7 protein-coding genes are annotated in these 14803 nt (G+C 58.6%); 3 read left to right on the top strand and 4 right to left on the bottom strand.

All coding sequences use genetic code 11. The annotated features are described in order from the left end of the window. Positions 1-36: 36 nt before the first annotated feature. The 3 genes from MHY87_RS01255 (at position 37) to glgA (ending at position 3300) form a co-directional block, all read left to right on the top strand. A complete protein-coding gene (locus MHY87_RS01255; RefSeq protein WP_239348595.1) occupies positions 37-417 on the top strand; it encodes a DUF2934 domain-containing protein in 381 nt (126 codons plus the stop codon). A 151-nt stretch (positions 418-568) separates the two neighbouring features. Beyond that, entirely contained in the window at positions 569-1852 is a 1284-nt protein-coding gene (glgC, locus tag MHY87_RS01250) for a glucose-1-phosphate adenylyltransferase (protein ID WP_255726134.1), read from the top strand. Beyond that, a complete protein-coding gene (glgA, locus tag MHY87_RS01245) occupies positions 1849-3300 on the top strand; it encodes a glycogen synthase GlgA (protein ID WP_239348593.1) in 1452 nt (483 codons plus the stop codon). Before glgC ends, glgA begins: the two co-directional genes overlap by 4 nt. A 10-nt stretch (positions 3301-3310) precedes the next feature. Here the strand turns inward: glgA and glgX are convergent, their stop codons facing one another. From glgX to treZ, 4 genes are all read right to left on the bottom strand, one after another. Beyond that, the gene (gene glgX, locus MHY87_RS01240; RefSeq protein WP_239348591.1) at positions 3311-5518 is read right to left on the bottom strand and encodes a glycogen debranching protein GlgX; all 2208 of its coding nucleotides are present in this window, start codon (positions 5516-5518) and stop codon (positions 3311-3313) included. A gap of 95 nt (positions 5519-5613) precedes the next feature. After that, complete coding sequence (gene glgB, locus MHY87_RS01235; RefSeq protein WP_239348590.1) at positions 5614-7842, bottom strand: 1,4-alpha-glucan branching protein GlgB; 2229 nt, start codon at positions 7840-7842, stop codon at positions 5614-5616. A gap of 129 nt (positions 7843-7971) precedes the next feature. Beyond that, the gene (treY, locus tag MHY87_RS01230) at positions 7972-12786 is read right to left on the bottom strand and encodes a malto-oligosyltrehalose synthase (protein WP_239348588.1); all 4815 of its coding nucleotides are present in this window, start codon (positions 12784-12786) and stop codon (positions 7972-7974) included. Continuing rightward, positions 12783-14603: a malto-oligosyltrehalose trehalohydrolase gene (treZ, locus tag MHY87_RS01225; RefSeq protein ID WP_239348586.1), complete on the bottom strand. Its 1821-nt coding sequence runs from the start codon at positions 14601-14603 to the stop codon at positions 12783-12785. Before treZ ends, treY begins: the two co-directional genes overlap by 4 nt. Positions 14604-14803 lie beyond the last annotated feature (200 nt).

Genomic DNA, 14803 nt, shown 5'->3' with positions numbered 1-14803 from the left:
CGAGGCGGGGCAGATGCGAGAACATGAAGGGTGACCATGGATAAGCAGCTTGAACAAAGAATCCGGGAGCGGGCATACGAATTGTGGATGCAGCACGGGAGCCTGCCAAACCGGGCCGAAGAATATTGGTATCGGGCCGAAAAAGAAATTCTGGGACGGCACAGCACCGAGGCAGGCAACGGATCGCATCCTGTCGTCGGGAGTGATGAAGAAGCGCCTTTGGAAACGAGCGCTGCGCCTCTCGGCATGACCAGCCAGACGCTGGATGAAGTGCTCAGCAGCCCAGCGGCTCCAAAGACACGCAAGCGGAAAAGCACTGCCGCAGCAGCCATTGAAACCGCGGCTGAAGTGAGCAATCCGACAGGAGAGGCCGGAGCGGTGCCAAAGCGGAAAAGGTCCACGAAAACACCCACATGACATAACGAGAAAGGCGAGTTCGCTCCATCCGGAGCGAAGGAATGGGCGGGCACCTACTACCGAATTCCGGGACAGGAAAAGAGAACTGCCGACCGGATGTTCGAGTCTACACTACAGAACGGATCGCTGTCGTTGATGTGAGGATCTTATCTTGCCAAGCCCGAGCGTTGCCTCCGCGCCTCTTGCCCGCCACGCCATGGCCTATGTTCTCGCCGGTGGGCGTGGCTCCAGACTTATGGAGTTGACCGACATTCGCGCAAAGCCGGCGGTTTACTTCGGCGGAAACACGCGCATCATCGACTTTGCTCTTTCCAATGCGCTGAATTCCGGCATTCGCCGCATCGGCGTCGCGACCCAGTACAAGGCGCACAGCCTCATCCGCCATTTGCAGAGGGGGTGGAATTTCTTTCGCTCGGAGCGCAATGAGAGCTTCGACATTCTTCCCGCGAGCCAGCGCGTCTCCGAGACCATGTGGTACGAGGGAACGGCGGATGCGGTGTATCAGAACATCGACATAATTGCGAGTATCGACCCCGAATACATCATCATCCTGGCAGGCGATCACATCTACAAGATGGATTACGAGATCATGCTTCGCCAGCATGTGGATTCCGGAGCGGACGTGACCGTTGGGTGCTTGGAAGTTCCGCGTGCGGAGGCAACCGGTTTCGGAGTGATGGGCGTCGACGAGACCGACCGCATCGTCTCGTTTCTGGAAAAGCCCGCCGATCCTCCTGGCATCCCGGACAATCCCGGCATGGCGCTGGCCAGCATGGGGATTTATGTCTTCAACACACGCTTCCTGTTCGATCAGTTGAGGCGCGATGTCGAGACCCCTGGATCGAGCCGGGATTTTGGAAAGGACATCATTCCCTATCTCGTTGAACATGGAAAAGCGGTGGCGCACCGCTTCACGCATTCCTGCGTCCGCTCAGGCGCGGAAGCGGGCGGACGCGATGCGCCGGCCTATTGGCGTGATGTCGGAACGGTCGATGCGTATTGGGAGGCCAATATCGACCTGACGGCGATCGTTCCGACGCTCGATCTCTACGATCGCGACTGGCCGATCTCCACATTCTCGGAAACCTGGCCTCCTGCCAAGTTCGTTCACGACGAGGATCGCCGGCGCGGCCATGCGATCAACTCACTCGTCTCCAGCGGCTGCATCGTGTCCGGCGCTTCGCTGCGCCAATCGCTGGTCTTTACCGCCGTGCACCTTCATTCCCATGCCCACGTGGAAGGCGCGGTCATCCTGCCTTATGCCGATATCGGCCGGGGAGCACGCCTGAAGAATGTCGTCATCGACCGCGGCGTGCGCATTCCGGATGGGCTGGTGGTCGGCGAAAATCCCAAGGAAGATGCGCGACGCTTCCGCCGTACCGAGCGCGGGATCTGCCTCATTACGAAGCCCATGATCGACAGGCTCTCTGGATGAGCCCATTGAAGGTTCTGTCCGTCACGTCGGAGTTGTTTCCCATCATCAAGACTGGCGGACTTGCTGATGTGGCCGGCGCCCTGCCTGCTGCTTTGTCGAATGAAGGCGTGCAGGTCGTTTCTCTTCTGCCCGGCTATCCGGCCGTTCTGAAGGCTCTAGGGCGGATCGAAACCGTTCGCGAGTATCAGGATCTCTTCGGCCGCCCGGCGCGGCTTCTCTCGGCGACGGCAAGCCAGCTTGAACTTTTCATCATCGATGCGCCGCACCTTTTTGAGCGTCCAGGGTCACCGTACCTGACGCCGGATGGGCGCGATTGGCCAGATAACGCATGGCGCTTTGCGGCCTTGGGCCGGATTGCCGCCGAAATCGGGCAGGGAGCGGTGCCGGGCTTCACTCCCGATATCGTGCATGCTCACGATTGGCAGGCCGCTCTTGCGCCTGCCTATCTGCATTACAGCGACATGCCTCGCCCAGGCACTGTCATCACGATCCACAACATCGCGTTTCAAGGTATCTTTCCTGCGGATATTCTCAGCGAGCTGGGCCTCCCGCCTCGCTCATTCACCGTGGATGGGGTCGAATATTATGGGCAGATTGGTTTCCTGAAGGCAGGCTTGCAGCTCTCCGACCGTATCACGACAGTCTCACCGACTTATGCGAAGGAGATCCAGTCTCCTGAAGGTGGAATGGGGCTGGACGGTCTTTTGCGGTCGCGCTCCAGGGATGTGTTCGGCATCCGGAACGGGATCGACGAAAGCGTGTGGGACCCGACCTCTGACATCTCCCTAGCAGCGCCATTCACACGTAGCACGCTGGAGAAGCGGAGCATCAACAAGCAGGCTCTTCAGGAACGCTTGGGCCTGGAGGCCGATCCCGATGCAATGCTCTTCGGCGTCGTGAGTCGATTGTCCGAGCAGAAAGGTCTCGACCTCGTGCTCGCGGCCTTGCCGTCGCTGCTCACAGGTGGAGCACAGCTTGCATTGCTGGGAGCGGGAGATCGGGTGCTCGAGGAAAGCTTCCGGGCTGCGTCCATCGTCTACCCCGGACAGGTCGGCTGTTTCTTCGGGTACGACGAGGAGCTTGCTCACTTGATTCAGGGCGGCAGCGATGCATTGCTCGTGCCTTCCCGTTTCGAGCCCTGCGGTTTGACGCAGCTCTGCGCCCTGCATTACGGCAGCGTGCCCATCGTCTCCCGCGTCGGAGGGCTTAGCGATACGGTGATCGACGCCAACGAAATGGCGATTGCATCGGGCGTCGCAACAGGGGTCCAGTTCGCGCCCGTCAATCTGGGCGGTCTCGTCGATGCGGCAAACCGGGCCAAGATGCTCTGGTCGGATCACGAGGCCTGGCGCCGGCTGCAGGAGAACGGAATGGCGGCGGAAGTCGGATGGGCGAGGCCGGCGCGGCAATACGCGCGCCTCTACCGGTCATGTCTCGAAGAGGTCTGAGAGCGCCCGATCAGGCGCTCTTTTTCTTCTCCTGTCTCGCCTGCTCCTCCGGCTGAAGCTGGAACAGGAGCAGGGAGCGGCCGGTCACCGTATATTCCTTGCCGAAGTTGAACGGCGTCGGGAATGCCAGTTCCGGTTTGTTCGTGTCGACGAGGCATGCCCAGGCCCGTCCGCCCGTAACCTCGGGCAGCTTGCATTTCACTACGTCATGATGCGCGTTGAGGATGAGGAGCAGGGTCACGTCCGTGCCGCGCTTGCGGATGCCCGTCGGCTGCGCGCGTCCATCGAGCAGGATGCTGATGCAACGGGCGTGGGGTTCCTCCCAATGCTCGGGCGTCATCTCATCGCCCGCAGGCGTGAGCCAAGTCACATCCTTGACGTCGAGCTCCTCATTATAGACTCCTGAGAGAAAGCGCCCACGGCGCAGGATCGGCAGGCTCTGGCGCAGCTGGATCAGCTTGCGCGTGAATTCGAACAGCTCCGCACCGTCCTCGTCGACACCCTCCCAGTCGATCCAGGAAATGTCGTTGTCCTGAGCATAGGCGTTGTTGTTGCCCTTCTGCGTGCGGGCGAATTCATCGCCTGCCAGCAGCATGGGTGTTCCTTGAGAGAAGAGCAGCGTCGCGAGAATGTTGCGCATCTGCCGATAGCGCAAGGCACGGATTTCGGGATCGTTCGTCTCGCCTTCCGCGCCATGGTTCCAGGACAGGTTGTGATCGTGCCCATCCCGGTTGTCCTCGCCATTCGCCTCATTGTGCTTGTCGTTGTAGGAAACGAGGTCATGAAGCGTGAAACCGTCATGGGCAGTGACGAAATTGACAGAGGCCCAGGGCTTGCGCCCGCGCTTGTTGAAAAGGTCCGCCGAGGCGGTCAGGCGCGAGGCGAGTTCGGGCAACTTTCCATCTTCACCCTTCCAATAGGCGCGGATCGTGTCGCGGTAGCGATCGTTCCACTCGGCCCAACCGGGCGAGAAGCGACCGACCTGATAGCCGCCCGGACCGCAATCCCAGGGCTCCGCGATCAGTTTCACGCGGCTCAACGTCGGATCCTGTCGCACGGCATCGAGAAAACGCCCATCCTCTTCGAAGCCATGCGGCTCGCGGGCGAGAATGGTTGCAAGATCGAAGCGGAACCCATCCACGCGCACCTCTTGCGCCCAATAGCGCAGAGAGTCTGTCACCATTTGCAGGACGCGCGAATGGCTCATGTTGACGGTGTTCCCGGTACCGGTGTCGTTGATGTAGTAGCGCTTCTCGGGAGCAAGGCGGTAGTATGACGCGTTGTCGATTCCCTTGAAGGAAAGCGTCGGTCCGAGCTCGTTGCCCTCCGCCGTGTGGTTATAAACCACGTCGAGGATGACCTCGATCCCGGCATCGTGGAAGTGGCTGACCATTTCCTTCACTTCGTTTACGAAAGGTGAAGCAAGATAACGCGGCTGAGGTGCGAAGAATCCTATGGAGTTGTAGCCCCAGTAATTCCGAAGCTCTTTCTCGATCAGGTAGCTGTCGTCCACAAAAGCATGGATCGGCAGTAACTCCACGGCAGTGACGCCGAGGCTCTTGATGTAGTTGATGGACTCGTGGTGCATCAATCCTGCGCAGGTGCCGCGGATTTCCTTTGGGATCGCCGGATGCTTCATGGTGAAGCCGCGCAGATGGGCCTCGTAGATGATCGTGCGCTCCCAAGGGGTTTGAGGCCTGCGCTCGTTGCCCCATGTAAAAGCCGATTCGATGACCCGGCATTTCGGCATGAAGGGGGCGCTGTTGCGCTCATCGAAGGACAAGTCTGCATCCGGCGAGCCCACCGTGTAGCCGAAAAGCGCCGGGTCCCACTTCAGATCGCCGACGATCTGCTTGGCATAGGGGTCGAGAAGAAGCTTGTTATGATTGAAGCGGTGCCCGGCATCGGGCTCGTAGGGTCCGTAGACACGATAGCCATAGGTGGTGCCCGGGCGGGCATCCGGCAGATAACCGTGCCACACCTCATCCGTGTATTCGGGCAGTTCGATCCGCTCCAGCTCGCGCTTGCCCTCCACATCGAACAGGCAGAGTTCGACCTTGGTGGCGTTGGCGGAAAAGAGCGCGAAGTTGACGCCGAGCCCGTCCCATGTGGCGCCCAAAGGATAGGGCAGGCCCTCTCGAATGCGGGATGTCCGCCTCACACTGGGCGCAACGATCTCGGCTGGAGCCGGTTCTCGGGTATCGACTTTGTCGTTCATTTCAGTTCTCAGAAAGCTGAGCAAATCGGTTCACATCGTCAACGCGCGAAGCGTCGGGAAGTCTCATGACAAGCTCGACAATATCGTGCGCTCGATCAGGTTCTTTCCAGAACGAAAATGACCGTGGCCAGAGGCGGAATGGTGAGGCAGATGGAGCAGGGGCGGCTGTGGCTTGAAGTCTCTTCGGCAACGACCCCGCCGAGATTGCCCACATTGCTGCCGCCATAGAGTGAGGCATCCGTATTGACGACCTCGCGGTAGAAGCCCGATGCCGGAACGCCGATACGGTACCCTTCTTGCGGAACGGGGGTGAAATTCGAGACGACGATCGCAATGGAATCTTCCTGATCGCCGCGGCGCAACCATGCGATGACGCTGTCGTCCCTGTCGTCGGAGACGATCCATTCGAAGCCTTTCCATTCGCAATCCCGCTCATGCAGGGCGGGGATCGAGCGATAGGCGTGGTTGAGATCGCGAATAAGGGTCTGGACGCCTTTGTGGTAAGGATCGTTCAGGAGATGCCAGTCGAGGCTGTAATCGTGGTTCCACTCCTGCTCCTGCGCGAACTCGCCGCCCATGAACAGGAGCTTCTTGCCGGGATGTCCCCACATGAATCCGAAATAAGCGCGCAGATTGGCAAAACGCTGCCATTGATCGCCCGGCATCTTGCGGATGAGCGAGCCCTTTCCGTGAACGACCTCGTCATGGCTGAGAGGCAGGATGAAGTTTTCGGAAAAAGCGTAGAGAAGGCCGAAGGTCAGGTCGTGATGATGATAGCGGCGGAAGACCGGATCCCTGCTCATGTAGCGCAAGGTATCGTGCATCCAGCCCATGTTCCATTTGAAGCCGAAGCCGAGACCTCCCGTGTAGGTAGGCTGCGACACGCCCGGCCAGGCGGTCGATTCCTCCGCAATGGTAATGGCGCCCGGCGCGGATGCGTAGGCCACCTCATTCATGCGGCGCAGGAAATCGATGGCACCCAAGTTCTCGTTGCCGCCGTAACGGTTCGGAATCCATTCGCCGGGTTTGCGCGAATAATCGAGATAGAGCATCGAGGCGACCGCATCGACGCGCAGACCGTCGAGATGGTAGCGCTCAAGCCAGAAACGGGCATTCGCGACGAGAAAGGTGGCAACCTCCTGCCGCTCGTAATTGTAGATGTAGGTGCCCCAATCCTGATGGAAGCCGAGACGCGGATCGGCGTGCTCGTAAAGATGCGTTCCGTCGAAATAACTCAGGCCATGCGGATCGTTCGGGAAATGCGCGGGCACCCAATCCAGAATGATGCCGATCCCGGCAGCGTGTGCCGCTTCAACAAAGGCTGCGAAATCTTCCGGCGTGCCGAACCGGCTCGTGGGCGCGTAAAGGGAGATCGGCTGATAGCCCCATGAGCCATCGAACGGATATTCGGTGATCGGCAGAAGCTCGATATGCGTGAAGCCAAGATCCTTCACATAAGGAATGAGCCTCACCGCAAGCTCGCGATAAGTGAGATAGCGATTGCCTTCCTCCGGCATGCGAGCCCAGGAGCCGAGATGGCACTCATAGATCGACATGGGGGCCTTGCGCTGGTTTTTCGCAGCACGAGACTTCATCCATTCGTCGTCTTTCCAGCTGAAAGCCGGTACTCCCTTGAGAACAGAGGCGGTCGCGGGAGGATTTTCGGCTGTGAAGGCTATGGGGTCTGCCTTCAAGGCAAGAAGATTGCCATGCAGCCCGATGATCTCGAACTTGTAGTGCTGGCCCGCCGTGACATCGGGAATGAAAAGTTCCCAGACACCGGCCTCATGACGCCGCCGCATGGGATGGCATCGACCGTCCCAATTGTTGAACTCACCGACAACACTCACACGGCGTGCATTAGGAGCCCAGACGGTAAAGAGAAAGCCCTGGATGCCGTCGAGATCAAGATGATGAGCGCCCAGTTTCGTATAGACCGCATCGCTGCCGGGATCGCGAAGCGCGATCAGATCGTCATGGGAAAGAAATGTCCCGAAGCTGTAGGGGTCATGTCTGATTTCCGCATGGCCTTGTCTTTCGATCCGCAGGCGGTATTCGGGCCGCTCAGAGGTTTCCACCGTGCCTGCGAAAAGACCTTCCGCAAGCTTTCTCTCCATCTGGGCGAGAACGATTTCTCCATCCCGATCCAAAACCGTCATGTGGTCAGCATCAGGAACGATGGTCCGGATTTCCCAGATTCCGGGCGATACTTCATGAGGGCCAAGCACGGAAAAGGGATCGCCGGACGCGATGATATCGGCAACCGTCCGCGGCTCGGCTGAGCGCGCCGCCACGTTCCGAGCTTCACCCCTGCGTTGGGCCATACCCATATTCCCCTAATCCTTCTTCCACTGCCCGAGCTGATCCGCCTGCAATGTTCTTGCTTGGTGAGAGAACACGATTATGGGGCAGGCGGATTTTACGACCAGATTGATAAGCGGCGAGAAGAGTGTCTATCGACGGGAACGATCCTGTTTGAGAACGGCGAAGGGAAACGGGGACAGAATTTTGCCCAATGGCTGCTGACCGGCTCCGACTTCGATAGCCTCTCCTGTTATCACATTCTTCCAGCGGCCTTGGGGGAGGGCAGCGAAGGTATGCTGCCAGACGGCCGGATCGAGATGCAGGTGCTCTGCCCCTTCTAAGCTGCTCCAGAGGCGGGGTGCGATCACCGCGAGGCTCTCGTCTCCGTGCTCTCTCAGGTAGGCGATCACATGAGACGCGCGCTCGCCTTCGACCGCAATGGGCCTGTAATCGCCATCAGCGTAAAGTTGCGGAGCTTCAGTGCGGCTCTTCAGGAGCGCTGCCACAAGCTGCTGCTTGATGCGGCCATCATGCCAATGCGCCAGCAATGTTTCCAGGACGGTCTCTTCATCGAGACCTTGGGCTCGCGCCGTATAATCGACGGGGCGTCGGTTGTCGGGGTCGACAAGGGAGAAGTCCCAGAACTCCGTGCCTTGATAAATATCCGGCACGCCCGGCAGAGTCATCTTCAGCACGGTGCGGGAGAGCCCGTTGAGCATGCCCAAAACGGAAAGGCGCTGCGCGAAAGGACGCAGCTGGTTGAGGATGTTGTTTTTGGGAGTGAGCGCAGCTTGCAACAGCCTTTGCGCGGCCGCCTCATATGGCTCGTTCGGGTTGATCCAGCTCGTCTGGCGCTTCGCCTCACGAAGCGCCTTGGTAAGATATCCCTTCATCCGTTCATGAAAGATGCTCAGCTCTGCATCATCATCGGCCTCAAGAAGCTCCAGAGGCGAGGCACCCAGGAGGGCCTGGAGCAGGATCACCTGATCGTTTTCATCCGGTGCTACTGCGCCATTTATGTCCGAGAGATAGGGAGCAATCATTTCACGCCAAAGCCTGACGACGCTTTCCCACTCCTCCGGCAGCTCGGAAAGCGCCAGAAGGCGTGCGCGCGCATCCTCTCCGCGCTTCGTGTCGTGGGTGGCGGTGGCGATCATGGAATAGGGCCAATGGCGTGCCCTCTCCGCATTGGCTTCGTGGAAGTCCTGCAAGGTCAGGCCGAAATGTCCCGGATCGCCTCCGACTTCGTTCAAGGCGATCAGGCGGCCATAACGGTAGAAGGTTGTGTCCTCCAGGCTTTTGGCCATGACAGGGCCTGTCAGCTGCTGGAAACGACGCCGGAAGCGTTGAGCATCGGCAGCCTGCGCCCTGCTCAGCAGGACGGCGGCAATAAAGTCATGCGCGCTCCGGTCAGGCAGCGCACTGGTTTGCTTTGCAGCGTGAATGGTGTTCTCCACCAATCGGACATCTTCAGGCGCGGGTTCGCCTTCGGTGAGATAGCTGCGATAAACCGGGAATGCGGCGATGACCTCCACCAATGCCTGGCGCAGACCATGGATTGTGTGGTCCCGGGTGTGATGGCTGGAATCCGCTGCTGCCTTGATGTCGGAGACCAAGGCTTCCAGCTCGCTCGCGAAGTTGACCTGAATGATCTCCAGCTTCGCCTGCTTCAGCAAGTCATCGTAATGGTCCGAGATGCCGGAAGCCTCTCGGTAGATTCGTTCGAATGTTTCCCCAGTCTGATGATCAATCAAGACACCATCGATCAGATTGAGAGTGTCATATCCGCTTGTGCCAGCCACCGGCCATGAGCGCAGCTTCTCTCCAGGTTCCAGGATTTTCTCGACGGCCACATAGAAGCCAGGGCCGATTGCACGCTGAAGCGCGCGGGCGTAGCCTTCCGGATCCGCAAGGCCGTCGATATGATCGATCCGCAGGCCATGGATCCGGTTCTCATTGACCAGTTGAAAGATCAGTTCATGGGTGCGCGCGAAAATCTCGGGGTTTTCGACACGTACACCTGCAAGATTGTTGATGTCGAAGAAACGGCGGTAATTGATGTCGCTTGAAGCTACCCGCCAGTAAGCCAGGCGATAAGCCTGCGCTTCAAGGAGGCGATGAAGAGCTTTGAAACTCTGAGGCATGCCGCGCGTGCCGTTGATGAACGTCAATGCGGCATCGATAGCCTTTTTGACCTCCGGTTGAGCCGCAACCATCTCCTTCAGGCGTAGTTTCAAGCGCTCGCCTTCTTCCGGCAGGGAAGGGTGATGTTCCATAAGCATGAGAAAATCACCGGCCTTAGCTCCCCCATCGAGAGCCGCCGGCACATGGTCGAGAACCAGGGAATAGGTCGCCGGACAGATCGGCAGGCGATGCTCCCAATGCCAAACGCTGAAACTTCCTTCATCGGCATCGAACTTCAGCTGCAGCTCGCCCTTCTCCAAAGCCTCGCCATAGAGACTTCCGAGAATGGGTATGATGAGCTTGCCTTGTGCCCCAGGGCGCTCCCAGTCGATGTCGAAGGTATCGGCTGCGGGAGACCTCTCTCCCCATTCGAGCACTGACAGCCACCAGCCATTCGCTTCTCCGCCCACGCCCATATGGTTGGGAACTATATCGAGCAGAAGCTCCAATCCATGCCCTTTCAGAGTGTCCGACAGACGACGGAAGTCTTCTTCTCCTCCGAGTTCAGGATTGATGCTGGAGTGATCGGTGATGTCGTAGCCATGTGTCGAGCCTGGACTCGCCGTCTGGATGGGCGACGAATAGACGTGGCTGATGCCTAGCTTTGCCAGATATGGCACGATCTTTACGGCATCATCGAAAGTGAAGTCCTTGTGAAACTGCAGCCGATATGTGGCGCGTGGCGGAGGTGAAGCCAGTATGCTTGTTCGCCCCTGCACGTTCCGTCCTTCTTCCGCCAGAACTACGGAGAGCTTTGCAAAAAGATTGCCGGGAGACACTATGCTTTCGATAGTGTTCGAAAGGCGCCTGCGCCAATTGGGATGCCCGGCATCCATGCCGGGCATGTTGGGCTGGTTCAGCTCGCCGGATGCATCCTCGATCTGGAGAGCCGTGAGAATGCATGAGGTGCGGGCCAAATAGCGCAGGGCTCCTTCAAGCGGCGGCTCATCCGGCACATCGGGAGAAGTCAGCAAACCTTCTTCTGTCAATGCCTTTGCGAAGTGCTGCCTGTCGGCTTTTCGTGCCGCACGCTCGTTCGATGCTGTCGCAGGATCGAACACGCCAAGCGTCTGACGTAAGTCGATGTCGAGTCCGCGCCACCAACCTATGAAGGTTGGAAGATCATGGGTCGTGAGAACGGACATGGCTGAGTGCGGATAATCTTCCGGCTTCCTGAAAGCGGAGCCCTCACGCTCAAAGGGGAGAACGCGGTAGCTGAGTATGCCTGACGCCATGATGGCATCGGAGAAGCCTTTCGGCGCGGTGCCGAGATCTTCCGCAATGACGAGGCACTGGGCGCGATGGCTTTCAATGCGTAAGACCGCGAGCATCGCCTCGAACGGATAATCCACATAGGCACCCTGTGAGGCAGGTGCGCCGGAGGGAATGAGGAAGAGACGTTGAAGCTGGAATGCATGATCGATGCGGATCGCGCCGGCATGACGCATATTCGCAGCGACCAAATCCCGAAAAGCTGCCAAGCCCTGTTCTTCAAGCGTGAGAGGGTTGAAGGGCGGAAGGCCCCAATTCTGCCCCTGGGGTCCTAGTGGATCTGGAGGAGCGCCAATGGCGAGCCCAGGTGCAAACCGCTCAGGTGTTGCCCAGATTTCCGACCCGCCACCGTCGGCCCCAACAGCGAGATCACGATATAGACCGATCGTTAGACCTGCTGCGCGTGCGTGCTCCGCAGCCTGTGCCAGTTGTTGGTCGGCGAGCCATTGCAGCCACACATGGAATGCAACGCACTCAGCATGCGTCGAACGGAAGCGCTCGACTTCAGGGGAGCGTATATCTCTATAGTCGTCCGGCCAGTCGCCGATCCAAGCGCAGTTTTGTTCGCGGAAGTACTCAGAAAGCGCTTCAAAAGTGGCGTGTGCTTCCAGACCTTGCCCTGCAGCTCTGCGGAAGGATTCGAATGCGGTCTGATCGGCGAATTTACGGAAGTAATTCCATAAGGCATCAAGCAAGAGGCGCTTTATCGCCCATGTTTCCTTATAATCGATGAGCTGAGCGCCTTTGAGACGCGACACGCGCTCTTGCACATCGGATTTTTCCAGAATCTGTTGAGCCCCGCTTTCGGCAAAACCTTCCACGGCGGTCGGATCGATATAAAGAGCTTCAAGAAACAGCCGGGAGGAGGGGGAATAGGGCGATATCTTCGTACGGTCAGCCGAGAAAAGCGCATGAACAGGGGAAAGACCCAGGAAGGATGCGCCCCAGGCACCGACGCCCTCCGCAAGGCGGGCCACATCCGAGTAATCGCCAATGCCGAGGTCATGCGCGGATCGCAGCGAGTAAAGCTGGGCCACCGTGCCCCATAGACGCTTGTTTCCTTCAATGATTTCAGGCTGCCAGCAACTCTCGGGAGCTGCGATCAAGGTCGCTTCCAGATCACCGAGCACAAGGCGATGATAGCCCATGGGCATGGCAGGGAGATTCAGCGCATCTTTCCCCTGAGCGAGTGTCCCGCTGTGCTGTCTTCCATTTTCTTCCGTGATCGTCCAAGCGGCTGGTCCGATCGGGCTGCGCAGCGAAATCGTGGTGGGATGGTCCGATATGAGGGTAATGATGCTTGGAAGTGGCCCTGTTCTCAGCTTCTCCAGCCGGGCAAGGCTGTCTTGCGCCTCACTCTCCGAAGAGATGCCAAGACCGAGAGCTTTCAGAATGGCGTCGCGCGTCTCAGGACCCGTCTCGATGCGTCTGCCGAAAGCATCTGTATAATCCGATGAAATGCCGACGAGTGCGGCCATACGCGCCAACAGAACATCCAGCGTGCTCATGCGGATGCCTCTTTCATGACGATGCCGTTCCACGGTGCGAGCTGGATGACGCCATGAGCGGGCGAGCGATCTGCGCTCGACCAGAGCACTTGAGGATTGCTGCTGGCGTCGGCAGAAATGGGTTGATCGCCAAAATTTGCCAGCACGCGAAGCGTTCCTTTATCGAAGCTCCAGGTCACATCGAGAATGTTGTCAGTGGAGACGGTGTGGCGAGAGCCGCGATATGCACTCTTGAGCATGGGTAGGATCTCGTTTTTCCGCAATTGCAGGAGACGCTTTGTTTCAAGAGCACATGCTCGGTGCGGCGAGCGAGCCATCTCCGACCAATCGAGCTTGGAGCGATCGAACGTGGCCAGGTCCGTCGGATCAGGAATGCGCTCGGCCGTTGCAGGGTCGTTGAAAGCTTTGAAATGTTTGAACTCTCCTCGACGCCCTTCGCGGACAGCTTTGGCCAAGTCGGGTTCCGCCTCGAAATCGACGAAGAACTGGAATGGAGACGAGGCGGCCCATTCTTCGCCCATGAAGATCAGCGGAATATGAGGCGAGAGAAGAAAGATAGCTTGTGCGAGCGCGAGGCGGTCGGCAGGGATCAGGTGCGAAAGACGCTCTCCGAAAGCTCGATTGCCGACTTGATCGTGGTTTTGAAGGAAGGACACGAAGGCTGTCGGCGGAAGGTGGGCTGAGGGCTCTCCGCGAACAACGCCGGGTTTGTGATGTGATGGATCGCCCTGATAGGCAAACCCCTCCGCAAGCGCCCGGCCGAGACGCTTGAGAGGCGCGTCTGCATAATCCTGATAATAGCCCTCGTTCTCGCCAGTCAGCAGAGCATGCCAGGAATTGTGAATGTCATCGGCCCATTGAGCGCTGTGAAGGCGAGGGCGCCTGCCGTTATCCCGCTCGAGCCAGCGCGCCTGATTGGCCTCGTTTTCCAGCACGAGGTGGATCTGGCGATCCGGAAATGCGTGCCGGATACGGGTAGCAAGTTCATCGAGGAAGTGGGGCTTGCTGTCGTCGACGATGGCGTGGACCGCATCGAAGCGCAGGCCATCGAAGTGGTATTCGTCTAGCCAATACAGCGCATTGTGAATGAAAAAGTCGCGCACCGTGCAGCTTTCCTCGCCATCCACGTTGATCCCGGCTCCCCACGGAGTCGGATGCCTTTCCGTGAAGAAGGACTTGGCATAGGCGTGGAGATAATTCCCGGATGGGCCGAAATGGTTGTAGACCACGTCGAGGAACATCATCATGCCGAGCTGATGTGCGCGGTCTACGAGACGCTTCAAATCCTCCGGGCTGCCATAGGCGGCATCGGGAGCGTAGGGAAGTACGCCGTCATATCCCCAGTTCCGGCGGCCGGGGAACTCCGCAATCGGCATCAGCTCGATTGCCGTGATGCCGAGATCCCGTAGGGCTTCGAGCTTGTTCATGAGACCGGCATAGGTGCCCTCGGGCGTTGCCGTGCCTACATGAACTTCATAGAGCACGGTTTCCTCCCAGGGACGTCCGGCCCAGGAGCGGTCATTCCATTCATAGGAGTGAGGATCCACGACGAGGCTCAGTCCATGCACGTCGTCCGGCTGGAAGCGGGAGGCCGGATCGGGCACTATCAGGTTCCCGTCGATCCTGTAGCCGTATCGGCTGCCTGCTTTGGCTTCTGTCGAGACAAGACGATGCCAGCCATTGTCCTGCGCTTCCAAGGCATGCTCCGAAGCATCCAATATGAGCCTGACATCGGCGGCGGTTGGCGCCCAGAGTGCAAAGCGAACACCATCATTCGTGATTTCCGCCCCGAAAGGCATCGGATGAATCCGCCGCATGAGATCTCCAAAAGTTCGGGCACTTGCGAACGAGCTTCGCTGTACAAGGTTCCCGGCACTTGCAAAAAATACGGCCAAGCTTGCGCGGAATTTTTGCGCGTCATGAGGCTTAGTTGAGCATTTTCCTCAAGCACGGCAATAATATGGGGAAGATTGAGGCAATCCTGATTATTTAGGATTTTTCCTCGGAACATTCCTCA

Source organism: Microvirga sp. ACRRW (genome assembly GCF_022346925.1).
In the GTDB taxonomy this organism is placed as follows: domain Bacteria; phylum Pseudomonadota; class Alphaproteobacteria; order Rhizobiales; family Beijerinckiaceae; genus Microvirga.
This window is presented reverse-complemented; position numbering and strand designations above follow the sequence as displayed.

Excerpts from the sequence above, each read along its gene's own strand:
- treZ (WP_239348586.1), bottom strand. The coding sequence starts at position 14,603 with ATGCGGCGGATTCATCCGATGCCTTTCGGGGCGGAAATCACGAATGAT.
- glgX (WP_239348591.1), bottom strand. The coding sequence starts at position 5,518 with ATGAACGACAAAGTCGATACCCGAGAACCGGCTCCAGCCGAGATCGTT.
- glgA (WP_239348593.1), top strand. The coding sequence starts at position 1,849 with ATGAGCCCATTGAAGGTTCTGTCCGTCACGTCGGAGTTGTTTCCCATC.
- MHY87_RS01255 (WP_239348595.1), top strand. The coding sequence starts at position 37 with ATGGATAAGCAGCTTGAACAAAGAATCCGGGAGCGGGCATACGAATTG.
- treY (WP_239348588.1), bottom strand. The coding sequence starts at position 12,786 with ATGAGCACGCTGGATGTTCTGTTGGCGCGTATGGCCGCACTCGTCGGC.
- glgB (WP_239348590.1), bottom strand. The coding sequence starts at position 7,842 with ATGGCCCAACGCAGGGGTGAAGCTCGGAACGTGGCGGCGCGCTCAGCC.